This window comes from Candidatus Leptofilum sp., from assembly GCF_965223525.1.
Taxonomy (GTDB): Bacteria; Chloroflexota; Anaerolineae; order Promineifilales; family Promineifilaceae; genus Leptofilum.
In genome coordinates, this window is record NZ_OZ245005.1 from 1,609,213 (window position 1) to 1,633,238 (window position 24,026).

Genomic DNA, 24,026 nt, shown 5'->3' on the forward strand with positions numbered 1-24,026 from the left:
TGTGAAGAAGTGGTTGAGGCGAATATTTTGGGGATTTACGGCCGTACTCCTACTCATCCTCTTGTGGGCGGGCGGCGTTATTCTGTACGAAGGTTGGTTTGGCGAATCGTCGGCGCAGTGGACCAATGTAAGCTTCACCGACTCTGATGGCACTGAACTGCGCGGCTATTTGGCCCAGCCCAAGGAGCCGGGCGTGTACCCTGGCATCCTGCTCATTCATGAATGGTGGGGCTTCAACGAAGGCATGACGGTGCTAGCCGATGCGCTGGCTGCTGAAGGGTACGTGGTGCTGGCGACCGACGCCTACCGGGGCGAAGTGACCGGCCAGGTGCCACGGGCGCTCTACCTGCGGCTCTCCACGCCAGAAGAGCAGGTGTTTAACGATGTGGATGCGGCCTTAGCCCACCTGATGAGCCTCGATTCGGTAGACACGGAGCGGCTGGCTTCGATGGGCTTTTGCTTTGGCGGTGGGCATTCGTTGCAGTTGGGGATGCGCCAATCCGAAAGTATGGCGCTGACGATTTTGTATTACGGTACGGTGGTGACGAATCCAGATTTGTTACGGCCGTTAACCGACGGCCAACCGGTTCTGGGCATTTTTGGCGAAGAGGATGCCTCCATTCCCACCGCTGACGTGCTGGAATTTGAAGCTGCCCTCAACAGTCTGGAGATTCCCAACCAAATTACCATCTACCCCGGCGTGGGTCACGCTTTTTTAAATGAGGAGAATTACGATGAACCCGGTCCGGCGGGTGAAGCGTGGCAGCAAACGCTCGACTTCTTGGCCGAAAACTTCAAAGAGTAGTGGGTTTAGCCACAGATTTTGTTGTTAATCCGCGAAATCCGTGGCTAGGAAAACAGTGAAAGTTGGTGGGCTGTTTCGAGACCGCCGTTTCGCTCCAGCGACAACAACGCTTCCTTAAACTTCAAGCCACTGGCATACCCCGTTAATTTGCCGCTGCTGCCAATGACGCGGTGGCAAGGAATAATGATGGCGATGGGGTTACGGCCGTTCGCTGCCCCAACCGCCCGTGATGATTTTGGATTGCCCAATTCCGCTGCAATTGTGCCATAGGTGGTGGTACGGCCGTATGGAATCGTCTGCAAATAGGCCCACACCTGCTGCTGAAAGGGTGTACCCTGCGGCGCTAATGGCAGGTCGAACTGTTTGCGTTCTCCGGCAAAGTAGGCAGTGAGTTGAGAAACGGCGGTTGCCCACATCCCGTCATCTCGCTGCCAATCTGGTGCCGGGGAAAGTGGATTGACCCCATCTTGAAACGCAACCTGTGTCAAACCTTTTTCATTTCCCGCTAGTAAAACCTCTCCCAGCGGACTTGACATGATGGAAAAAACAAATTGTTCACTCATGAATGCTATTTTCCCTTTTGATAGGAGATTGTCCAAAAGTTGCCTATACTGTGTTGTAAATCACAATGTAAGGCTATTTACAGAAGTAGCACAACCCCATAGACAGCCACGCGGAAAGGTTTTTGGTTTACTATTTTGCGTGGAAGACAGCGGCGTGGGGAACACAACTGCCAACACCCTTGAACCCACACACAAATCATAGTTAACAAGTATTCGCAATATTCACGCCTTTTGCACATCATTTTGTTGGAACCCAACACGGAACGTCGTTTATCATTGCAAAACAGAATCCGCCAATCTATTGACAATGAGTGAGCCATTGAATACAGAGCAAAAATCTATTTCCAGGAAAAAATCGAACAGTGAGCCGCTAACAGAGGCCGAGCTGTCCCAGCTTCATCGCTTTTTGCCTGCAAACCTGATGCAATCTTTAGTTGAAGCTGGCGCCGAGCCGCCACGTTCACTGCTTTCTGCCTGTGTGGGCCATTTGGCCAGTTTGCTGGAAGCAACCACTTCTCATTTGCCTGCGTCGCTGGTGCGCCAGGTGCGCCGCAACCCCCAGCCCGGCCTTGCGGACGGGGAATTTGTGGAGGGAACGCTACTCTTTGCCGACATTAGCGGTTTTACAGCCATGTCGGAAAGGCTCAGTCAGATTGGCCGCGAAGGGGCGGAAGAGGTCACTGAGGTCGTTAACCGCTATTTTGATGCCATGCTCGATATTTTGCGGGCGCATGAAGGCCAGCTTATTCGCTTTGGTGGGGATGCCTTGCTGGGTTTGTTTACTGAGAATGGCGCAACCCATCTGGACGACATGTTCCCGGAATTGAGCGGCAACAACGGTGAAAATAGCGCCACACTTGCTATTCAAGCTGCCATGAAAATGCAGGCGGCCATGGCTGATTTTGCGGAAACTAAAACGTCTCAGGGTACTTTTCCGCTGCGGATGAGCGTGGGCATTAAGCGCGGCCGTTTCTTTGCCGCCCAGCTTGGTTCCATTGAAAATATGGAGTACGCACTCTTTGGCTCAGACGTGAACGCTACTGCTGCCGTGGAATCGGCGGCGTCAGCCGGGCAGGTGCTGATTGACCAGCAAACGTATGATGCCGTGAGTGCCGATGTGATGATGACGGCCGTTCCCCTCCCTGAAGACCCCCGCTTCTTGCTAGTCGAGTACATTGACCAACCCCCCAACCGAGTTTACTCACCGCCGCAGGAGACGCTGTACCCTTTGACACCAGATTTGGCATCCCTGCGCCGCCACATTACCTGGCTGGCGACCTTTACCCCGTACCTACCCACCGGCTTGCTGCCCCGCTTGGCCAGCGATCCGCGCGCGCCCGGTCTGAAGGGCGAGCATCGGCTGGTGGCCTCCTTGTTTGCCAATGTAGATGGCCTCGGTGACGCGGTGGCTCGCTTGGGCAATGGGCAAGAAGCCAAAATTGTGGAGTTACTCAACCAATATTACGTGAGCATGAGTGATGCGATACGGCCGTATGGTGGCGTGATGAACAAGGTTGACCTGTATGACCACGGCGACAAGGTGCTGGTGACGTTTGGCGCGCCCATCGCCCACGAGGATGATGCCGAGCGCGCCGTGCGTGCTGCGCTAGCCATGCAAGAAGCGTTGGAAGAACTCAACCAAACGCTGCCTACGGCCGTTGGTTTGGCTGATTGGCAACTGAGCCAGCGCATTGGCATTAGCTACAGCTACGTATTTGCTGGGTACGTGGGTGCTAGTTGGCGACATGAGTACACCGTCATGGGAGATGAGGTGAATTTGGCAGCGCGGCTGATGTCTGTCGCCAAAGACGGCCTCGTGCTAGTAAACGACAACGTGCGCCGCCAAACCGAATCTGTGGCTGAATTGCGCCCCGAAGGCGAAGTGAACCTCAAGGGCAAGAGCCAACCGGTTCCCATTTTTGCCGTTGCCGGTTTGCAAATTGGCACAGAGCAATCCTCGCGGGAGCTGCAAGGGTTACAGGCGCCTACGGTTGGGCGGGCAAACGAGCAGTTTGCTTTGCAAGAGGCAATTGACCAGCTTACTTTTGGTTTTGGCCGCATTGTTTCGCTGATTGGTGAGGCGGGTCAGGGCAAATCTCGCCTGGCTTACGAGGCGCAGCAAAGCGATATGCGCTGGTTGCACGTACGCTGCCTGTCGTTCATGGAGACGGTGAGCTATCGGCCGTTTCGTGAGCTGGTGCGGCAGTTGGCGGGCATTCAGCCGGAGGTAGAAGCGGCACAGGCGTTCCAAACATTGCGCCAAACCTTGTTTGAAACGTTGCCAAAAGAAGAGGCCGCTGACAGCTTGCCTTATTTAGCAAACTTCCTCAAGCTGCCGCTGGATGATACGCTGGCGCAGAAAATTCGCTACTTGGATGGGGAGGCGTTGCAGCAGCATACGTTTATTGCCATTCGCAGCTTGCTCATGGCGCAGGCGCGCACCCGGCCGTTTGTCATTTGGTTCGATAATATTCATTGGATGGACAATGCTTCGCTCGATTTGCTCACCTTTTTGCTACCGTTGGTAGAGCAACTGCCGCTTATGTTTTTGCTGTTGTTCCGCCCTGAACGGGAGAAAGGATGCTGGCAGCTACGCAATAAACTGGAAGAAGATCATGGCCTGCATTACACCGAAATTCGGGTGGAAGGGCTGTCACGCGAGGATGCGCGCACGCTTTTGCACAGCCTGGTGCCGAGTGATGATTGGCCTGAGGGTGCAGAAACGCTCATTTTAGACCGCGCTGAGGGGAATCCACTTTACTTAGAAGAGGTTTTGCGCTCCTTGATGAATGACGATTTGCTAACGGAGGGAGAAAACGGCCGTTGGCAATTCAACCAAACCGTCGCCTCCATCACCGTGCCAGAAACTCTGGAAGGGGTGCTGCTGGCACGTTTGGATCGGCTGGAAGAGCTGTGCCGCTGGACGGCGCAGGTCGCTTCCGTCGTCGGACGTTCCTTCCCCTTTGACGTGCTGGAACATATCACCAGCGGGCGGAATGACCAGCCGCTAGACGGGTATGTGTCGGAGCTGCAGTTGGTGGAGATGATCCGCGAGGCACAGCGTAATCCTGAGCGGGTGTACGCCTTTATTCATTCTCTACTGCAAGAGGTCGCTTACAATAGTTTGGCAGTTAGCTCACGCAAAACGTACCATCGTCTCGTAGCCGCCTTTTTGGAAGACGGCCGCACCTCTGGCTGGGGAGACGTAGACAGCCTGCCGCCGCTGATTGCTCATCATGCGTTCATGGGTGAGGATTGGCCGCGCGCGCTGAAATACCAGCTCATGGCGGGTGAGCAGGCACAACATTTGTCAGCAAACCAGGATGCCATTGACCATTTTCTGAAGGCACGCCACGCGGCTACCCAAATTGAGGCGTTTGATACGGCCGTTCCCCGGCAGCATATCCACCTTTCTTTGGGTCAACTCTATGTACACACAGGTCAGTATGATCAAGCGTTGGAACATCTGCCCATTGCCTTTGAGCTGGCTGAGACGAACCACGATCCCGCCGGGAAAACGGCCGTTTGCCGCTGGCGCGCCCGCTTACATGAGCTGAAAGGAGAGTATCCGCAAGCATTCATCTGGATCGAAAAAGGGTTGGCAGATGAATCGCAGCGCAATACGGCCGAATACGCCCAGATTCTGCTCATTGCCGGACTCATTAACATTCGGCAGGGGCAGCAAGAGGAGGCGTTGGAGCAGTGCCGCAACGCCCTAGAAATTGCCGAGCAGCTTGGTGAAGTGACCGCGCTGGGTCGCGCTTACAATTTGCTGGGCATCACCTCACTGGGCAGCGATAGCAACACAGCTATTGCCCAGTTCCAGCGCGCCTACGAACTTTACCAGCAAGCTGGTGACGTACAAGGGCAGGCCACCTCGCACAATCTCATCGCCAACGCTTACTTCAACCTGGGGCGGTGGCGCAAGGCAGATTTCCATTATCGGCAGGCGCTCCGAATTTTTGAGCAGGTGGGCGATATTTATAACCAGGCTATCGCTTACAACAATCTGGGTGGCATTGCCAAAAATCGCGGGCAGCTTGATGAGGCGCTCGATTATTACAGACAAGGGCTGCAGTTGGCGGAAAAACTGGGCAGTGCAGGCTGGATTGCCGGGGGCATCCACATGAATTTGGGCGCAGCTTTTGTGCGCCAGCGGGATGCAGCCCAGGCGTACAATCATCTGCACCAGAGCCGTCGCTTTTATGAAGAAATTCAGTCTAAGGATTTTCTGGCGGAGACGTTGCGCTATTTGGCTGAAGCGGCTTTATTGGATGGGGATTTGGGTAGAGCCAAAGCTTGGGCAACAGAGGCATTTGTGCTAGCTGAAGAGCTAGAGATGACGGTGGATGTAGCCTGCTGCCGCTGTGTGTTGGGGCAGATTGCGCTGAAGCGTGGCGATTTAGCGATGGCTGAATCCAATTTGCGCCAAAGTGTGACCTTGCTGGCTGCTTCTTCAGATGAATACCAGCTAGCGCGGAGCCGTTACTGGCTTGGCCGCTTACTGCTGCAGCGCGGGGATTTGGATGAAGCAACGGTGGTGCTGACGCAGGCACAGGAGACCTTTGCCCACTTGGATGCCGAAATGGATTTAACGGCCGTACAAACTTTGCAGCATGAACATGATTTAATTTAGCTTGCCCAATTTTTTGGCAATGTGGCATCGTTGAATTTGGTGAAAGCCAAATTTTCGCGTGTCATAGGTAAATTGAAAAGCGTATCGGCTTTTACACAGCCATTGTGATAAATAGAAAACAGAAAGCATAAGTACCCTGGCTGTAGAATGGGCAGGGTCGAAAGTGTTCGTGTATTGTCTTTGTTATGTGTTCTTGTATCGAGAGGAATCTATGAAAAGCAGATTACTGGCAATTTTTGGCTCGATTTTTTTTAGTGCTATTGTATTGGTAGGGTTGGTGGTAAACGGCCGTGTGGCAGCAAAGCCAACCGGGAGTGTTGCTGGTGGGACGATGCTGCCCACCACCTTCCGCGTTTCAGAAACGTCATCCGGTGTTGAGGGGAATGCTGATTCGACCACGCCTGCTATTTCGGCAAACGGCCGTTTCGTTGCCTTTGCTTCCGCAGCTGAAAATTTGGATCCACTTGGTGACGGTAACTTCTTCCAGGATATATTCATTAAGGATTTGCAGACAGAGGTTATCACGCGCGTTGTGGATTTTGTGCAGACCGGCAGACCCAATGGTGACTCTAAAAACCCGGACATTTCGGCAAACGGCCGTTTCGTCGTGTTTGAAACTGCTGCTACTGATTTAGCCAGCTCTTCTGAAACACCAGACCTAAATGGCACTGAACCCGACATCTACATTTATGATAACGAGAATGGCTTTCTCGACCCTATATCTATTGATTTAAATCAATTTACATTTGGGAATGGGCCTTCATACTCACCAGTAGTGGCCGCCATTGGCGATGGCGGGTATCGCGTTGCTTTTGTGTCTGAATCCACTAATCTGGATTCAAATGACAGTGACACAATCCCCGATATTTACGTCTTCACTTTTGATGCAAACACCTTTATGACCGTCATGCAGGTGGTGTCGGTGGATAGCATGGGGGTAAAGGGGGATGCCGGTTCGTTTCATCCAGCAATATCGGCGGACGGCCGTTACATTGCCTTTGAATCTGATGCTACCAACCTGATTCCCAACGACAACAATGACCTGACCGATGTCTTTGTGCATGATTTGCAAACGGGGGTGACGCAACGTGTTTCGGTGGATGCCACGGGCGGCGAAGCCGCCGGAGACTCCTTCGAGCCATCCATCTCTTTCGATGGGAACCTCGTTGCCTACACCAGCGCAGCTGACAATTTGGTGCCAGACGACACCAACGGGGTCGAGGATATTTTTGTATACAATATCCTCACGGGCAATGTGAATCGCGTTTCCACTGCCATCAATGGCGATGAGGGGGATTCACATTCTTACTACCCGCGCATAACGGACAGCGGTAACGGGCTCGTGTTTGTTTCTGAAGCCGCAAACCTGGTGCCTTTCGACAACAACGCTTTGCCAGATGTCTTTTGGCACAACCTGATATCGGGGAATACTCGCCGCGCCTCGCTTACTTACGATGGACAGGAAAGCAATGGTTTCGTTGGCCGTCCTGACGTGACTGCCGAAGGGCGACTCATCACCTTTGATTCATCCGCCACCAATCTGATTCCAAATGATTCTAATGATGTTTTGGATGTGTTTGTGCGCGAAGAAGATGTTCCTGCCGAATCTTTCCGGTACACGGCCGAAGAAGTGCCGCCCAACACGGTTTTAACAGACACCGTTGAGGCAGAAACGGCAGTACAGTGGTACAAGTTCGATGTGACGCAGGCAGGCTCAACAATCGAGACCAAGATAACCAACCTCACCGGCGACTACAACCTTTATCTGTTCGCCCCCGCCATAGATGAAGAAAGCGGCCAAATTCGTGATTTGGGGCAGTTGAGCAACATTGGTCAACTCAGCAATATCGGCCAACTCAGCAACATTGGGCAACTGAGCAACATTGGCCAGCTCAGTAACATTGGCGACCTGGTAGACTTGGGGCAGTTAAGCAATATCGGGCAACTGAGCAACATCGGCCAGCTTAGTAATATTGGCCAGCTCAGTAACATTGGGCAGGTGGGCAATATTGGCACGCTAGTGGCCGTCTCCATCCAGCCAGATTTGACCGACGAGGCCATCACCTACAATGTGCAGGAGCTATCTGGCCCATATTATCTGGCTGTTGTTCCTCAAAATCAGGACGTGGTGGGGACAACCTATGAATTAAGCATTGCAGTGCTGCCGCCTGTGGATCCATACTCGCCCGTGTTCTGCAATGTACCTACATTTGTTACGCCAGCAACGGACAATAGCGTGCAGTCGCTCATTTTCGTGAACTCGGCGCGGATGAATAACTTGTATCCTACAGAAGGCATCACCATTACCAACTTAATATCTCGTACCAATGACTTGGCGGCACATGGAGATGTAAACGGTGTCGTCATTGATCTCAATGACTATCCAGACATTAACAACGCCTACAGTACCTGGGACTTTGAACAAGGCAACCCGCTAGGGGCCAACTGTGTGGCAACAAACATTAAAGCACTTATCTACTCTCTGTTGCCTGCCTACCCCAACCTGGAGTACATGGTGCTATTTGGCGAAGACCAGATCATCCCCCACAAGCGCATTCGGGACGATGCCCTGGTTGCCAACGAACGGCACTATGCTTCTATTGCCGAAACGACTAACATTTCCGGCTCACTTAGCCTACGGTACTTCCTCACCGATGACTATTATGCGTCGCCACTTCCGTTCCCGTTCAAGGATCGTGAATTTTACCTGCCCGCCTATGGAATCGGCCGTGTGGTAGAAACACCAGAAGAGATGTTGGGAATCGTGGATTCGTTCTTGGCGCAACCTGTCCTTACACCGCAGAATGCTTTGGTGACAGGTTATGATTTCTTGTTAGATCAGGCGGCCGTCATTACAGACACCTTGCTAACCCAAGGCATCAACATCGAAAACTCCTTGAACTTTATAAACAATACATGGTCAGATACGGATTTCAGGAATGAGCTGTTTACTCGGCCGATTGCACCCGATCTTATTTCTTTAAACTCGCATTTTGAACATTATCTTTTCTATCCCTTTACACCACCAAATGTGTTTGCTAACGAGATTGTTTCAGCGACGGATTATGATGGTACGGTTGTATTCTCTGTTGGATGTCATTCCGGGTTAAATATTACTGACGGTGGAACATCTTCTGCTTTAACTGACATGGATTGGCCCCAGGCATTTGCCGCTCAAGGTGCTAGCTTCTTTGGCAATACTGGCTATGGGTATGGCGATTCTGACTTGGTGGCCTATTCCGAAGCGTTAATGGTGAATTACGTGAACGCATTGGGTAACTGGAGCGAAGGGCCGCAAACCATCGGCACGGCGATGCGTATGGCCAAACAGCAATATTACAATGAACTGGCTGGCGGTACTTTTAGCAACTACGATGAAAAAGTGTTGGAACAGATGACCCTGTACGGCTTGCCCATGCTACGCATTAACATGCCAATCACCACCTCAGAATCGTTGTGGGGTAAGAGTGCCCTGGAAAATGCAGCCGTGCAGCGCGTAGCGGGCAGCAGCGGTTTAACAGCAACGCCTTTAAGCTATAACTTCTCTTTTCAGGAGAACACGAGCAATCCGCTGGGCAGTTTTTATACTATTGTGGGCGAAGATGGGGTTCATGTGACCGGTGGCCGGCCCATCCAGCCGCTAACTAGCGTGAGCGTGAGCCAGCCAGATAGCGTAGCGCACGGCGTGTTGATGACAGGTGGCTCCTTCACCGAAATACCTAACTTTAATCCTGTTGTTTCACAGCTCATTACGGAAGAAGTGGGTATTTTGAGCCCAGAGCCGCTATTCCCGTTGGATTACTGGTATCCGGTGGCACCAGGCAGCATCAACCGCTACCTTTCTATCGAGGGCGAATCGGTAGAGCGTTTGGTGATGATTCCGGGGCAGTTTGCATCAACTGGCGGTGGCGCAGAGACGATTGGCACGCAACGTCTGTACGACAATCTGCAATTTGAAGTCTACCATACGCCATTTGATAATGAAGATTTTATTGCGCCCAGCATTTGGGATGTGAGCGCGGTGCGGATTGCCAACCAAACCACTTTCTATGTTGGCGTTACCGATGACAGCGGTTCACTCTATCGGGTGGTGGTACTGTACCGTGAACTGCCTTCTACTACTTGGCAGCTTGCTGAACTGACGTATGATGCGGCGACGCAAACGGCCGTTGGCACCGTAAATGTGCCGCTGGATAGTGAAATTGAGTTTTTTGCCCAGGCCGTAGACGGTAGCGGTAATGTCTCTGTGGCTTTGTCGCATGGTGTGGCTTACTTTGCCGCTAAAGCAGAACCTGCAGCAATTTACCTGCCGACGGTAAGCAAGCCATAATCAAGCTGAGATTAGAGATTCCCAGCCTCCAACTCACTAATCTTTTGTCTCAAAAAAGGGATGAACCTTCATGGTCTCATCCCTTTTTGTTATGATTGGGTGATTACCAAACAAGGGAATTTATATGCGAGAACGTGTTAGTTTGTACATTTATAGGAACGGCCGTATCCTCTTTTTTTATCGCGTGCGGCCAGACCGAACCCATTATGTTGCTATTGGCGGTGGAGTAGAGCCAGGAGAGACGCTTGTGGAAGCAGCGTTGCGCGAAGCCAAAGAAGAAACCAACTACGACATTATGCTTGGCCCTAAGCTATGGGAGAAAGAACGTATTGGTGCCTATTGTGAATATGCTTATTTGGTTACCGAGTTTAGCGGAGAGTTAGCTTTAGGTGGCCCTGAGCTAGCCAGACAAACGCCAAACAATCGCCACATCTTTAAATGGATTTCGCTGGAGGACATTCCTCAGCTCGATCTGTATCCTGGCCCTGTTACGTCTGCCCAGGTTGCCCAGATTCGGAAATTACTGCCATGAAGGTAACTCGACGTGGTTTTTTAAAATGGGTTGGTGGCACAGCATTTGGCGGTTTGGCGGGAGCTGGGTATGTAACGCAGGTGGAGCCGGAATGGCTACAAGTGGAACAGCAAGCTATCCGACTGCCCAATTTACCTGCTGGCATGGATGGTTATAAAATCGTTCAGTTAAGCGATTTTCACTTATACCCTTTTTCTACGCTGAAACTGATGCAAAAAACGGTGGCACTCACCAATGAACTTGCCCCTGACTTAGTATTGCTGACGGGGGATTATGTGTTGGAAACGGCCGCTTCCATCTTTGATCTTGCCCCTGAATTAGCTAAACTCAATCCCCGCCACGGCGCCTTTGCCGTGCTGGGCAACCATGATCATTGGACAGACCCAGCAGTTGTAAAGCAGGGATTGGCCGAGCAAGGCATTGAATTGCTGCACAACAAGGGGGTTTTGCTCAATGAAAGCCAGCTCTTTTTGGCAGGTGTGGACGATTTGTGGAGCGGCGAACCGGATTTTGAGGCAGCTTTGGCTGACCAGAAGGCTGATGTACCGACGATTTTACTCGCCCATGAACCAGATTTTGCCGATGATTTTTTGGCGGACGGCCGTATTCATCTGCAACTTTCTGGCCATACCCACGGCGGGCAAGTCCGCGTACCCGGTTTGGGACCAATAGTGCTGCCGCGCTACGGCCAGAAATACCACAACGGCCTCTATCAGGTTGGGCAAGGGCAACTGTACGTTAATCGCGGCATTGGGGTGATTGGCCCTGCCGTGCGGCTAAACTGCCCGCCAGAAATTACCGAAATTGTGCTGCGAGCAGCCTAAGCGCAATCTGAGGCAAAAAATCAAGCAGGGACTTTTTCCGCCGCCGGCACGTCTCGGCCAACCGCTTGGGCAATTGCCTTCATCTCCCGTACCAGTTTGGCAAAACGTTCTGGCTTGAGTGATTGACGGCCGTCTGACATTGCTTCTTCTGGGCGTGGGTGAACTTCCACAATAACACCGTCTGCTCCAGCGGCCACGCTTGCCTTTGTTATGCTTTCCACATATTCCCACTTGCCCGTGCCGTGGCTCGGATCAGCAATAATTGGCAGATGGGTTAGTTGCTTCAATACCGGAATCGCGTTGATGTCGAAGGTGTTGCGCGTGTACTTTTCAAAGGTGCGAATGCCCCGTTCGCACATCATCACCCGCGTGTTGCCGTGGCTCAAAATATATTCAGCACACATCAGCCACTCTTCGATGAGGCTGCTCATGCCTCGCTTGAGCAAAACCGGATGCTGTGACTCGCCCACGGCGTGCAGCAGCGCATAATTTTGCATATTCCGCGCCCCAATTTGCAGAATGTCGGCATATTCAGCCACCAACGGTACCAGGCTTGGCTCCATCACCTCTGTGATAATGGGCATCCCGGTTTGCTCACGCGCTTCGGCCAAATATTTCAACCCTTCTTCCCCCATTCCCTGGAAGGAGTATGGCGAACTGCGTGGCTTAAACGCCCCACCGCGCAAAATATGGGCTCCAGCCTCTTTACAAGCGTGAGCCGTCTCTATAATTTGGCTACGGCTTTCTACCGAGCAAGGGCCAGCCATAATAACCAAATCCTTGCCACCGATGACCTGCCCACCAATGGTGAACTGCGTGTCATTGGGCTTAAACTCGCGGCTGGCAATCTTGAAGGGCTTCAAAACTGGCACCACGCGCTCTACGCCAGACATCCGCTCGAGCTGTTCCCGGTTAATCACCCGGTCATCGCCAATCACGCCAATAATTGTGCGCTCACTGCCCGTAGAAAGGTGAATTTTGAAGCCTAAATCTTCCGCCCAGGAGATAACGCCAGATTTTTCTTGCATCGTTGCATTGGGTTGCATGACTACAATCATCATTAAGTTTTCCTTTTCCAATTGTTTTATTGACAGATTAGTAATTCAATTTGCCTAGTATATTTCGTAATTAAAGTATACGAAATACGCTATAAAACAGAGGCCATCACCTTGACCATCGCTTCCATTGCATTCATCTGGCGAGGACGCACAGGCGGCAAATTTTGGCGGTCAGGGCGCAGCGATTGGGCTTCGCGCAGGTAAACATGCACAATTTCTTTGGCATTGCGGCTGGTGTTCCAATGAATCAACACACGAACACACATGGGCAAGCCATCTGGTACGTCCATTTCGTGGCCGCACATCAGCGCCACGCCCCCCCAGCCAAGCTGGCGGGCGGCCAGAGCAGGGTAGGTGGCGTTGAGGTCTACGGTGGTGGTGAAGTAAACGCTGGCAACGTCGTCTGGGCGCATGTCGTTACGCTTCACCATGACCTGGAGCAACTCTCGCGTGGCCGCCAAAATCGCTTCTTCGCTATTTTCTTTGACGGTGACAGCGCCGCGCACGCCACGGCAAACTGTGGGCTGTGGGTCTGGGGTGTTTTTAATGAGTTCGCTTAATTGCATGATTCCTGCTCCTTATGTTTCAATTGTATTCTGATGAATAAACAAAAAAAGACGCGGCTTTGCGGGCCGCGTCTTGTTGGGTTACTTTGTCGTGTTGCCTGTGCTTTTCTAGCGCGTAACGACCTCCTCGCAACAGTTGCGGCGGGGCTGAGTGCTAAAAAAGTAAAAATAGAAATATACAGGCTTTGTTAACATGATGGGCGCACTATAGCAGTTTGAAAGCAATGCGTCAAGGTGTGAAATGGGGCAATTTGGAAATTGGTAACCAGATAAATGGAAGTAGACGTGTTCTTTACACTTTACTTTGACAATTTATATAATTTCAAACATGTCTCTCTTACTCTTTAATTCTAATTCAATTTGGTTCGAAACTGTAGAAGATAACGTATTGGGCGATCAGATCCTTGACGGCGATTTGTTTGAAGTTTGCTGTAATTGTTATTCTTGGCCAGTTAACGACCTTCATCAGCAGTGGGGAGTTTCAGATTTTCCTGAACAGCCTGCGCTGAGAATAGCGAACTTTACAATGCAGCCAGATTCTGAAAGAAATGCAGACATGAAGCATGACCAAATTCAAGATAGGTATTGGGTATTGCTGCATCCCATAAATAAAAATGGAAAGGCAATTCCAGTTTTATGTGATAGCGTGAGTAAACAGTTTTTTGGCGTAGCGGCAAACCAAGCTTCAGCAGTAAAAGTTGCAGATTTTCAGGAAAAACTTGTCTGGATAACGGTAGTGGCAAGGGAAAGAATTTCTGATTTTACGGGTGACACATGGTGGGAACTTGAGGTCAATCGCCAAAACTCAGATAATTGGGCTCCTGCCGCAGTCAGGTTTGAGAAAACCTAACCATGTCTAAATAAGAGGCAAAAAAAGCCAGAGATAGAGGTCTCTGGCTTTTTGAAATCTTTGATTTTTGTATTTTTACGATTCGGTGATGGTGACGGTGGTCATTTTGTCGCCTTGGCGAATGCTGTTGACCACGTCCATGCCGTCGGTGACCTTGCCAAACACGGTGTGACGGCCGTCCAAATGCGGCTGTGGCGAGTGGGTGACGAAAAATTGGGAACCGTTGGTGCCGGGGCCGGCATTGGCCATAGAGAGGTAGCCGGTGCCGTGCTTGTGCGGGTTGCCTGCAAACTCATCCTGAAAGCGGTAGCCAGGGCCGCCGCGCCCCGTGCCGGTGGGGTCGCCGCCCTGAATCACAAAGTTGCTGATGACGCGGTGGAAGGTGACGCCGTCGTAAAAACCCTCGCGGGTGAGAAAGACAAAGTTGTTGACCGTGATGGGGGCCGCATCGGCAAATAGTTCGATTTCGATGGTGCCTTTGTTGGTTTCCATCGAGACTGCATAGCTCTTTTTAGGGTCAATTTGCATTTCTGGTGGGGATTGCCATTGTTTAGCCATTCAAAAAATTCTCCTGATTAAGATTGGTACGGCCGTTTACTGACCGCCTTGTTTCTGCCCCGATTATAACATCAAAAAATTGCCTGGATGAAGACTAGCTGCTGAGTTTGCTGAATGAGCCAGCCTGCGCGGTGAAAATGGAGCTTGTCGCTGGGGGTGAGCGGCTGTGGGAATGATTGTTGTATGAAGGGGAATTGGTGAACGGCCGCTTCCCAATCATCTGCACATAAATCCCAACTTTGCTGCCACTGGGTTTGGTGATTGAAGGTTTGTACGTTGGTTTGCGCTTGCCCATTGGCTACCAACTGTTGGACTACACCAATCTGGTTAGGGGCAAAGATGAGCGCGGCTTGGGTGAGATGACTGTTTGGCGGTTGGGTAACGGGCAACGGCCGTTCCGTGCCGTTTGGGCTGATGGTGAAAAATTGGTGCTGGGCAAAGATGCGGTGAAAACCAGCGATGCGGTCGCTGTGCGGGTCGCCAAAGAGCTGGGTTTGGGCGCGGTGGGCGGTGCCGATGGGTTCTTCCAAGTAGCTCCCCTGCTTAACCGTGCCGCGCATGATCCAGCCACCGCTGATGCGGTAAAGATGGTGGGGGGAGGTGGCGAAAACGGCCGCTTCCTTAAACATTGCCGTCTCCAAAAGCGCCATTTGTCGGGGCTGGGTAGCGTGAATGTCTAGCAGCAATAACTGCGGGCGGTGTGGCGGATTGACAACTAGAAAATCGTGACCGTTGGGCAGGGTGAAGGTGCCAAAGCGGTAGCCAGGTTTGCCGCTAAACAGCGGTTCATCGCTAAGCGTGCCGCCAATGCCAGCCCGCACCAATCGCACCTGTTCCCCTTGCCGATAAATGATGAGGAGACGGCCGTTTGGCTGCCCAAAAACTGCTTCGATGAAACCATTCACTCGCAGAATGATGCGTGGCTGGGTGCTGTTAGCGGGTGGGGTGGGGGCAGGGACGGGATGCCGGCACGCAGGGCAGCCGCGCCTGTTGGCAGGGAAATCGAGACCGCAGTGGGGGCAGCGGCGTAAACTTTGGGCATATCGCTGGAGGAGTTGGAGGGGAAACGGCCGTCGCTCGCCGCGCGTGAAGATGCCATCCAGATAATGCAGCAGGTCGTCGGACAAGGTTTCTGGTGGACGGGCATTCGGCGGCAAGGTGACGCTGCTGTTGAACAGACTGATACCCGCGCTGGCGCGTGCCTGAATGGTTTTGTGCTGCCGATGGACGCCACCGTAAGGATGTACCTGGAGCAAACTTTTCACAAGTAAAACAGCAAATGCGTACCAGTCGGTGAGGGGAGTGAAGTACGGCCGTTTGCTAAAGTTGGTTACATGGTAAAGCATCGGGTCTAGAAAGGCGAGCATGGCTACCGGGCAAGGAAAGCTGCCAAACTGGTAGCTATCCACGTCAATCCAGAATGGCTGGATGCCGTTTTGGTCAGGCAGTGTAAAGAAAATATTGGTGTCGTTCAGGTCACCAACCACAATTTGGAGTTGATGTAGGCGGTTGAGCGTTTGGTGCAACTGCTGGAGCAGGGGGACGATTTGGCGGGCACGCAGGGCGTGCTGCTGCCAAAAATGGGGTTGGCTGAGCCGCTTGATGGGTTGGGCGTGGGCTGGCAGCCGCGCCATTTGCAGGCCGATGATTTGGCCTCTTTTGTTTTGAACTGTCGCGCAAGGAGCCAACACGTTGGCTGGAAGCTGCCACTTTTTAGCAAACCAGTGTTGCAACTTGGCTTGATGGTTTGGGGTGGGGTGGTGGTAGAGCTTGACGGCCGTACTCTCCAGCCCAAACACCATCCCTTCCCCACCAGACTGAATTAAGTCGGCGGCATCGAGTTTGTAGCGTTGATTTTTGATGAAAATTGTACGAGTCATGTTATTTGCGTGTAGAGACGTTGCAAGGCAACGTCTCTACGATTCGTGCCAGAGTGCAACTGCGCCGTCGTCGTCAAAGTGGCCGCGCTGCTGGGATTGGACGTTGAGCCAACGCTGCAAGGCGAGTGGTGGGCGTGGTTCGGCCAGTTGGCAAAGTTGTTGAGCCGACCAGCCGTCTGTGGCCACAGCAAGCCAGCGCAAATTTTGCGGCTGGGGCACAAAGGCAAGTTGAAAGTTAGTTTGTGCTGGCTTGGGTTGGAGCAGTTGGTAAGCCAAATAGTCCGGTTGGTTATTACTGTGCAGTGGTTGGACACGGCCGTCTGCCACCAAAAAGCCATCCCCTTGCCAAAAGAAGACGGCCGTTTCCGGCGTGCGTACAAAACCAACCAGGGTGGTGAGCAGATGCGTGGCGACAAATTGGCGGCGGGTTGCCGCTGGAAAGTGAGCTGTGAGGTGGTGCAAAAAGCTTATGGCCGCCAGGTGCAAATCAGACAGTACGTTTTCAACCGCCTGTGGGCAAAGTGGCTCTGAAAAATTAGCCAATTTTTGGTTAAGAAAGTTGACGGCAAATTGGCCGAGCAGGTTGGCACCTGTTTCATTGTGGGATGGATATGTGGTTGCTTGCAGGGTGCCGTTTTCCTTGTATTTACTGCCGCAGCCATCACACACAATGCCGATGGCGATATGGGGGGCGGGGCTGGCTGTGGCAGCAAAATCTTGGCAGTTGCGCTGCATCAGGCGGTGGGCGCGGCCTATGGTGGTGGCGTGGCTAATCATGGTGGGTTCCTTTGAGAATTATGAATTATGAGAGATGAATTATGAAAATTTGCTGTAATTGTTTCCTTTACAAACTATTTGTGTAGATTAGACACGAATCACTATAGTGTAGGAAATACACTTTGTCAAGCCTGAAATATCTGCATAACTGATTAGTTGGGAAACGGCCGTTTCACCTTAACCTGAATGCTGCAATGACGAGCATCTTGGTGTACAATTGGGGTCATTACAGGGTCAGTGCATAGGACAAACTAAATTCTATCCTCTTAGATTGCAGAAACAGGAACCCCATCATGAACATAAGTAACCTGCCAAAACGTGTTTTTATTGTAATCTTATTGCTGCTTGTTGGTTGTGGTGGTGGGCAGTTGGATCAGCCTGTGCCAGACAATACGTCACCACCTGAAAACCCACCGGTGGCAGAAACGGCTCCTTCGGAAAACTCAGGGCAGGCTGTATCCGACTCTCCAATCACTGAACCGATCCTCGATGCAGAAACGGCCGCATACGACAACATTGACGATTTTTTTGATGCTTCTTACAGTGCCCTGCTGCTGCGCGACCCCGAATTGATTAGCGAAATTGGCCTGGATGCCGTTTACGGCACTGGCAACAACCAGCTTACCAACATCTCCGACGCCTACATCCGCGAAACCCAGGCTTTAGAAGTACAAATTCTTGCTCAGCTACGCAGTTTTGACCGCGCCAGCTTAACGCCAGCGCAGCAGCTTTCGTATGATATTTACGAATTTTATCTAGCTGACCGCGTGGCGGGGCATGAATTTATGTACCACAACTACCCCGTCACTTTTTTTATCACCAGCGTGCCGTCGCAGCTTGAAATCTTTTTGACTGACCTCCATCCGATTGCCAATTTAGCCGACGCGGAGGGGTACATCTCTCGCCTATCGCAGGTGGATAGTAAGTTTGACCAACTGATGGAAGGCCTGCTCATTCGGGAAGAGATGAACATTATCCCGCCCCGCTTTGTCTTTCAGTGGACGCTGCCCGGATTGCGCCAAATTGCCAACGGGGCGCCGCGCAGCACCGCTTTTTACACCACCTTTGCAGTGCGTTTGGACGAGGTGGACGGCATCTCTGATGATGACAAGGAACGCCTGTTAGAAACGGCCGCTTCCGAAATCGAACAAACCGTCATTCCTGCTTATGCCAATTTGGTTGATTATCTGGCTGAACTAGAAGATAAAGCCACCACCGATGCGGGCGTTTGGAAGCTGCCAAACGGCGATGACTTTTACGCCTATACGTTGCAACACCACACAACGACCAACCTTACAGCCGACGAAATCCATGAGCTGGGTTGGCAAGAGCTTGAGCGCATTCAGGCCGAGATGCAGACGATTTTTGACGAGTTAGGCTACCCAAATGACCCGCTGCCGCAGCTTTACGAGCGCGTGGCGCAAGAGAGCGGCTTGCTCACCGACAGCGCCATTTTGGAGGAGTACGAAGCCCTCATTGCCGAAGCGGAGCAAAACGTGGCAGATGCTTTTGACTTAACGCCGCAGGCAGATGTAGTGGTGATTGGGGTGCAGAGTGGTGGCTATTACATACGGCCGTCTGTGGATGGGTCGCGGCCGGGAGCATTTTACGCCTCCGCATTTGGCACCCAGCCCCGCTTTTCCATGCCCACGTTGGCGTATCATGAGGCCATCCCCGGACACCATTTCCAGCTTGCCATTATGCAAGAGCTGCCCAACTTGCCCATGTTCCGCAATGGAGCCAGCTTTACCGCTTATGTGGAAGGCTGGGCGCTTTATGCAGAGTTTTTAGCGGCTGAATTGGGGTTTTATGAAGATGATCCCTATAGCGATTTAGGGCGTTTACAAGCCGAGGCATTTCGGGCGGCACGACTGGTGGTGGATACCGGTATTCACGCCAAGCGGTGGGACTTTAACGAAGCGGTTGCCTTTATGCGTGACAACACTGGTTTGCCTGAGCGCATGGTGCAGGGACAGATTGCCCGCTACATCGTCTGGCCGGGTCAAGCCACCGCTTACAAAATTGGCATGATTGAAATCTTAAATCTGCGCCAACAGGCAATGGATGCGCTAGGTGATGATTTTGACATCAAAGCGTTCCACAATGTGGTGATTGGCCAAGGGAGCCTGCCGCTAGGAATTTTGGAAACGGCCGTTGAGGCGTATATTGCCGGTGAGTGATCCAAAAGAATTAGCCTAGCCCAGCCTTCCGTTTACAGCAACTTAAGGCACTCTAATTCATCAAACGCCGTTAGCGTGTGCTGAATCATGCCCAAACGAAACCAGTTCCAGTCGGGGTCACCGCCGTCGCGCATGTACTCTACGGCAATCGCCACACCAAGCGCCACGCACAGCCGATAATCATCGTAAAGTTGCGCCCAATCATATCCGGTTATGCCTCGTTGGATGAGCGTGGCATGGTAATGACGCAGCATCGGCATTTCTAGCTCACGCCGCCACTCGGTCTGCCAAAAGATGGTAACCAGATATGCCAAATCAAACGCACCCATCCATGTGTTTATGCTCCAATCAAACGGCTGCTGATCGATGAGGTAAAGTGGCCGTTCGCCACTCTTTGGCACTAAAATATTCCCCTGATTGGTATCACCGTGAATGCGCGTAAAATGTGTCCGATCTTGTGCTCGCTTTGCCAAGCGATCGGGCAGCTTGTTAAAAATGTGCTGAATCAGCTCAGGCCAATGTGGCTTAAGCTGGTCGCCGAAGATTGACAAAGCGTGTTGAATTCCCGGCTGCCCAATCATAATGAACTGTTTGATGTGGTTGGCATCATGAAACGGTGCGGCGGCGTATGCTTGCAGGCGTTCTTCCCCCCACCAATGCGTGTGCAAAATGGCGATCGCTTCGGCAAATGCTTGTCCGTGCGCCAAATTCGGCTTTAACTCATACGCAGCGTCATGCGTTTGCGATAAATCCGCCAGCAGCAGATGGTATTTATGCTGTGTGGCGTCGTACGCGCCATCGTAGCAGCGAACCAGGGGGGCGTCGGGCAAATCAACATAGTCGCGGGTGTAATAGGTCACTTCAGACGGTAAGAAATATTCACCATCCCCCAAGTTTGTATTCACCATTTTTAAAAAGAGATGTGTGGGACATTCGCCTGCGGCATCGTTGCTGTAGCGCACGGTAAGGCGGGCGTTTTGTGACCAGTTGCCAGAACCACTGTCCAACTCAATTCCTACAACCTGCCCAGCATTAAGTGCACCTGACTTGGTGAGAACGGCCTTTAAACATTCAGCATCCACTTGCCCCAAATTTGTAATCACTTTGTCTGAATGAATAGGCATCATTTTCCCCAGAGGATAAAGCAGTATGCAATAGTCAATTGCGGAGCTTTTCTAATTCAAATAGAATTATCTGACCAAAATGTAAATCACAAAAAGTGTATTGATGAAAAATGAGTCAAGAAGTTGTGATTTACTCAAGAAAAAGCGGGATAAACGGCTTTGCTTATTTCAAAGTACTTTCCTGCTTTTACAAAATACCATATGCTTGGAGAAACTGCCATGAAAACCCTACTTATACTGCGTCATGCCAAATCGGATTGGAGTAACAGCCAGCTTTCGGATCATGACCGGCCGCTCAACCACCGAGGCAAGTACGACGCACCACGCATGGGCGCATGGCTGAAGCAGCAAAACATGGTGCCACAACTCATCATCAGTTCCACGGCAGAGCGAGCCTTAACCACGGCCGAAATGGTGGCGCTGGCGGCCGATTTTGCTGGCGAATTGCGTACGGAGCGCAAATTTTACCTAGCGGGGCCGCCCACTTATGTGGAAATTCTCAATGAATTACCAGAAAGCTATGAACGAGTGATGGTCGTGGGGCATAATCCGGGGATGGAGGAGTTGGTGTCATTACTGACGGACAAAGCCCCCCCGATGACGACAGCCAACGTGGCGGTGGTAGAGTTACCGATTGAAACCTGGAGTGAGCTGACGATTTTTGCAAACGGCCGTCTCCGCCACCATTGGCGGCCAAAAGAACTCCCAACTTAGGTCAGTAATCAATTATCAGTAGGTCGGTAATCAGTAAAAGAAGCTAATTACTGATTACCGAATACCGATTAACTCTGGTCTTCAATTGTCAGCGTGTACTCCCCACCGCTGGCGTCATTTTCTGTCGTCACTTCCAAAATTAGCACAATATCAATGCCAAAATCCACGTTTTCAAAGCCGGTAAAGGTATCTGGATCGGAGGAGGCCAGTAGTTCGCCGTCCTCGTCGTAGACAGTGAGGATGAAGGGCTGGTCGCTGCTGCTTTCCAGAATGAGGCCAACAATTTCGCCTGCGTTTAGGCTAACTGTGTAGCGGGTGCGTTCGCCGGGGTTGAGTACGGCCGTAACCGAATCCCCCACCACCAACGTTTCACCACTATCAGACACGTCCGGCGCCTCGCCGTTGATGAAGGCAAAGGCTGCCTCCAGCACCGGGTCGCCGTCGCTGAATAGCGTCTCTTCCGTCAGCGGCACGCGAATATCCGGCACCACGCCGATCCCCTCAATGTGAATGTTGCCATCCGGGTCTACGGCACGGCCCTGCGTAAAGCGGAACGTCTCGTCGGCGGGCATAGCCACATCATCCACGCTGCCACCTAGCCCAGCCGTCGGATACATGCCGATGATGGTGCCACGGTCTTGCAGCGTCAGATTGTAGCTGAAAAATTCACATGCCGAGGCGCAATCTGGTCCCACTAGCACAATCACCTCGCCATGATAACGAAAATCCTCGGAGGGCAAGAAGAACGTATCTTCATAATCCGGGTTGATGTAAAACTCGCCCCGATCTTCATCATAAAAGCCAGTGTTGCCCGTCACCAGCGGCTCATCGAAGAAGTACGCCGCCATCTGGTCAGCCAAAAAGCCACGCCCGCCACCGTTGCGGCGCATGTCAATGATGAGCGTGTCCACGCCGTTTTCGTTCATCTCCTGAATCATCCGTTCCCAAAGCTGCACAGTGAGCAAATCATTGTCGAAGAAGCTGAAAATTTGCACGTAGCCCACGTCTTGCTCTTCTAGATATTCATACTCTAATGGCAGTTCAAAACCGTCGCGGGTCTCATCTTCCAGCCAAAAGTTGAAGCTGTCTACCTCACCAACCGCCTCCAGCGTGACCGTCTGCAGCGACCCGCCGGGGTTTTGGAAAGTTACTTCTACCTCAGTACCTACAGGGAAGCGGGTGGCAAACAGAAGCTGGTCTAGCCGCAAATTGTGCGGCGTGCTGTATGGGGCAAAGTGGCTCACGGTGTTGCTAATGTAGTCGCCGATGGGCTGGCCGTTCATCTCCAAAATCTCGGCGCGGATTTCCATGCCAGCGTCAGCCGCCGGGCCGTCTTCAAGCAGGAAATTTACCAGTACACGGCCGTCGTCCAATTCCCGAATCGCAATGCCAATCCCGCCAATCGCCGCCGCCCGGAAATCATCGCTCAAGAACGGGCCAGAGATATGCCCGTCGGGAATTTGCCAGGCAAAGTCACGCAGTGCCCGCAGGTATTCCAACTCGTCGCCGTTGGCGTCGGCATCTACAAAGCGGGGGCGGAACTCAGCACGCAGTGCTTCCCAATCAATTTCCTTGTACTCAGTGAAGGCGTACTCATTTTTAAGCTGGTCCACCAGTGCGTCAAACGCTTCGGTGTAGCTCAGCTCAGAATAATCTACCAATGCCGCCCCTTCCGGCTCGATGAGGTCAATCACCGGGTTTCGGGAGCGGTCGAAAGTAAATGGCTCAGTATCCAAATTGACGATTGTATACCCTTGCGGCAGCGTCACAATGGGATCGTCTTCGGTGAAGAGCAGCATGTCGTCGCCGAAGCTGCTAGGGAACCCTTGCTGATCGTCTGGAGCAAACACCAGAAAGTAGCCACCCACAATTTCTCGCTCAAACTCGGGGTCGTCGCTAATAATGGTGGAAGCGTAAGCGCCAGACCAGCCGCCACCACCCAAATCACGTTCCTCCAGGAACGGATCGCCAAAAACGTTGTTCCAGTAAGCAACGGCAAATACCTGAATGCCCAGGTCTTCCTCGCCGTCATTGTCAACGTCCCGCACGCCTCCTTTGGGTTCGATGGGTAGGGCGATGGAATAGCTAAACGGGGAGGTATAAAAGTCGCTGGTGATTTGGCCTAACGATTGGGATTCAACGGGGAACAGATAATCTTCGTCTCGATCCACAAAGCCTGCTTGGTCTTCCAGGATGACCACGGGCGCAGCCACGCCCACGTTAAAGAAGGGATTGGTATATTCTACCTCTCCAGTGATGCCCACCGGACCACCTTCGTCATTGACGATTTCGGCGAGGGGACCTGGCAGGTCAGCGAAGTCAACGAGTGGCTCCTCGTCATCGGCCACAGGCGTGGGAGTTGGCGTCGCTTCTATTGCTTCTTCTTGGCCTGGCGTGGCGGTTACAACAACAGTGACTTCCACTTCTACGACTTCGGCCGTAGGGTTTGCATCCCCCTCGTCATCATCAACCGGGCGTGGGGTAGGCGTGGGGTCTTCGCTGCAGGCTGCCAGCAGCAGCCCCAGGCTGAGAAGTAAAAGCAGAAGGTAGCGTAACTGTTTCATGGATTCTCTCCTAAGAAACCTCCCGGAGGGTTGAACCTTGAACGCTGGTCTGCTCGAATCCTCCG

The 24,026-nt window shown here is 52.2% G+C and carries 16 protein-coding genes; 8 read left to right on the forward strand and 8 right to left on the reverse strand.

Going from position 1 to position 24,026, the window contains the following annotated elements; all coding sequences use genetic code 11:
* Position 1: 1 nt before the first annotated feature.
* Positions 2-805 carry a dienelactone hydrolase family protein gene (locus ACOQPM_RS23955; RefSeq protein WP_420630915.1) on the forward strand — a complete coding sequence of 268 codons (804 nt, stop codon included), beginning with the start codon at positions 2-4 and terminating at the stop codon, positions 803-805.
* A 44-nt stretch (positions 806-849) separates the two neighbouring features.
* On the opposite strand, the gene ACOQPM_RS23960 is transcribed toward ACOQPM_RS23955, so the two are convergent.
* Positions 850-1,368, reverse strand: coding sequence for a methylated-DNA--[protein]-cysteine S-methyltransferase (locus ACOQPM_RS23960; RefSeq protein ID WP_420630916.1), 519 nt, complete (start codon positions 1,366-1,368; stop codon positions 850-852).
* A 319-nt stretch (positions 1,369-1,687) separates the two neighbouring features.
* Between ACOQPM_RS23960 and ACOQPM_RS23965 the strand changes: the two genes are divergently transcribed.
* From ACOQPM_RS23965 to ACOQPM_RS23980, 4 genes are all read left to right on the forward strand, one after another.
* The gene (locus ACOQPM_RS23965; protein WP_420630917.1) at positions 1,688-6,004 is read left to right on the forward strand and encodes an adenylate/guanylate cyclase domain-containing protein; all 4,317 of its coding nucleotides are present in this window, start codon (positions 1,688-1,690) and stop codon (positions 6,002-6,004) included.
* A 211-nt stretch (positions 6,005-6,215) separates the two neighbouring features.
* Positions 6,216-10,334, forward strand: coding sequence for a hypothetical protein (locus ACOQPM_RS23970; RefSeq protein WP_420630918.1), 4,119 nt, complete (start codon positions 6,216-6,218; stop codon positions 10,332-10,334).
* A gap of 124 nt (positions 10,335-10,458) precedes the next feature.
* On the forward strand, positions 10,459-10,866 hold the full coding sequence (locus tag ACOQPM_RS23975) for an NUDIX domain-containing protein (protein ID WP_420630919.1): 408 nt from the start codon (positions 10,459-10,461) through the stop codon (positions 10,864-10,866).
* Positions 10,863-11,690, forward strand: a complete 828-nt coding sequence (locus ACOQPM_RS23980; protein WP_420630920.1) for a metallophosphoesterase — start codon at positions 10,863-10,865, stop codon at positions 11,688-11,690. Before ACOQPM_RS23975 ends, ACOQPM_RS23980 begins: the two co-directional genes overlap by 4 nt.
* 20 nt (positions 11,691-11,710) lie before the next feature.
* Here ACOQPM_RS23980 and aroF read toward each other — a convergent pair whose 3' ends face one another.
* Entirely contained in the window at positions 11,711-12,748 is a 1,038-nt protein-coding gene (aroF, locus tag ACOQPM_RS23985; RefSeq protein WP_420632415.1) for a 3-deoxy-7-phosphoheptulonate synthase, read from the reverse strand.
* A gap of 89 nt (positions 12,749-12,837) precedes the next feature.
* On the reverse strand, positions 12,838-13,314 hold the full coding sequence (gene aroH, locus ACOQPM_RS23990) for a chorismate mutase (RefSeq protein WP_420630921.1): 477 nt from the start codon (positions 13,312-13,314) through the stop codon (positions 12,838-12,840).
* A gap of 328 nt (positions 13,315-13,642) precedes the next feature.
* Between aroH and ACOQPM_RS23995 the strand changes: the two genes are divergently transcribed.
* On the forward strand, positions 13,643-14,164 hold the full coding sequence (locus tag ACOQPM_RS23995) for a hypothetical protein (protein ID WP_420630922.1): 522 nt from the start codon (positions 13,643-13,645) through the stop codon (positions 14,162-14,164).
* Between the two features lie 75 nt (positions 14,165-14,239).
* On the opposite strand, the gene ACOQPM_RS24000 is transcribed toward ACOQPM_RS23995, so the two are convergent.
* The 3 genes from ACOQPM_RS24000 to ACOQPM_RS24010 all read right to left on the reverse strand — a co-directional run bounded on the left by ACOQPM_RS24000 (position 14,240) and on the right by ACOQPM_RS24010 (position 17,379).
* Positions 14,240-14,722 (reverse strand): peptidylprolyl isomerase, encoded by a 483-nt coding sequence (locus ACOQPM_RS24000; RefSeq protein WP_420630923.1) that lies wholly within the window; start codon positions 14,720-14,722, stop codon positions 14,240-14,242.
* Between the two features lie 71 nt (positions 14,723-14,793).
* Complete coding sequence (locus ACOQPM_RS24005) at positions 14,794-16,602, reverse strand: hypothetical protein (protein ID WP_420630924.1); 1,809 nt, start codon at positions 16,600-16,602, stop codon at positions 14,794-14,796.
* Positions 16,603-16,638: 36 nt separating this feature from the next.
* A complete protein-coding gene (locus ACOQPM_RS24010; RefSeq protein ID WP_420630925.1) occupies positions 16,639-17,379 on the reverse strand; it encodes a protein phosphatase 2C domain-containing protein in 741 nt (246 codons plus the stop codon).
* Between the two features lie 293 nt (positions 17,380-17,672).
* Between ACOQPM_RS24010 and ACOQPM_RS24015 the strand changes: the two genes are divergently transcribed.
* Positions 17,673-19,559: a DUF885 domain-containing protein gene (locus ACOQPM_RS24015; protein WP_420630926.1), complete on the forward strand. Its 1,887-nt coding sequence runs from the start codon at positions 17,673-17,675 to the stop codon at positions 19,557-19,559.
* A gap of 32 nt (positions 19,560-19,591) precedes the next feature.
* Here the strand turns inward: ACOQPM_RS24015 and ACOQPM_RS24020 are convergent, their stop codons facing one another.
* Positions 19,592-20,686 carry a hypothetical protein gene (locus tag ACOQPM_RS24020; protein ID WP_420630927.1) on the reverse strand — a complete coding sequence of 365 codons (1,095 nt, stop codon included), beginning with the start codon at positions 20,684-20,686 and terminating at the stop codon, positions 19,592-19,594.
* A 216-nt stretch (positions 20,687-20,902) separates the two neighbouring features.
* Here ACOQPM_RS24020 and ACOQPM_RS24025 point away from each other — a divergent pair, with 216 nt between their 5' ends.
* Positions 20,903-21,397, forward strand: a complete 495-nt coding sequence (locus tag ACOQPM_RS24025; RefSeq protein ID WP_420630928.1) for a SixA phosphatase family protein — start codon at positions 20,903-20,905, stop codon at positions 21,395-21,397.
* 68 nt (positions 21,398-21,465) lie between these two features.
* Here the strand turns inward: ACOQPM_RS24025 and ACOQPM_RS24030 are convergent, their stop codons facing one another.
* Entirely contained in the window at positions 21,466-23,961 is a 2,496-nt protein-coding gene (locus ACOQPM_RS24030; protein ID WP_420630929.1) for a S41 family peptidase, read from the reverse strand.
* Positions 23,962-24,026: the final 65 nt, after the last annotated feature.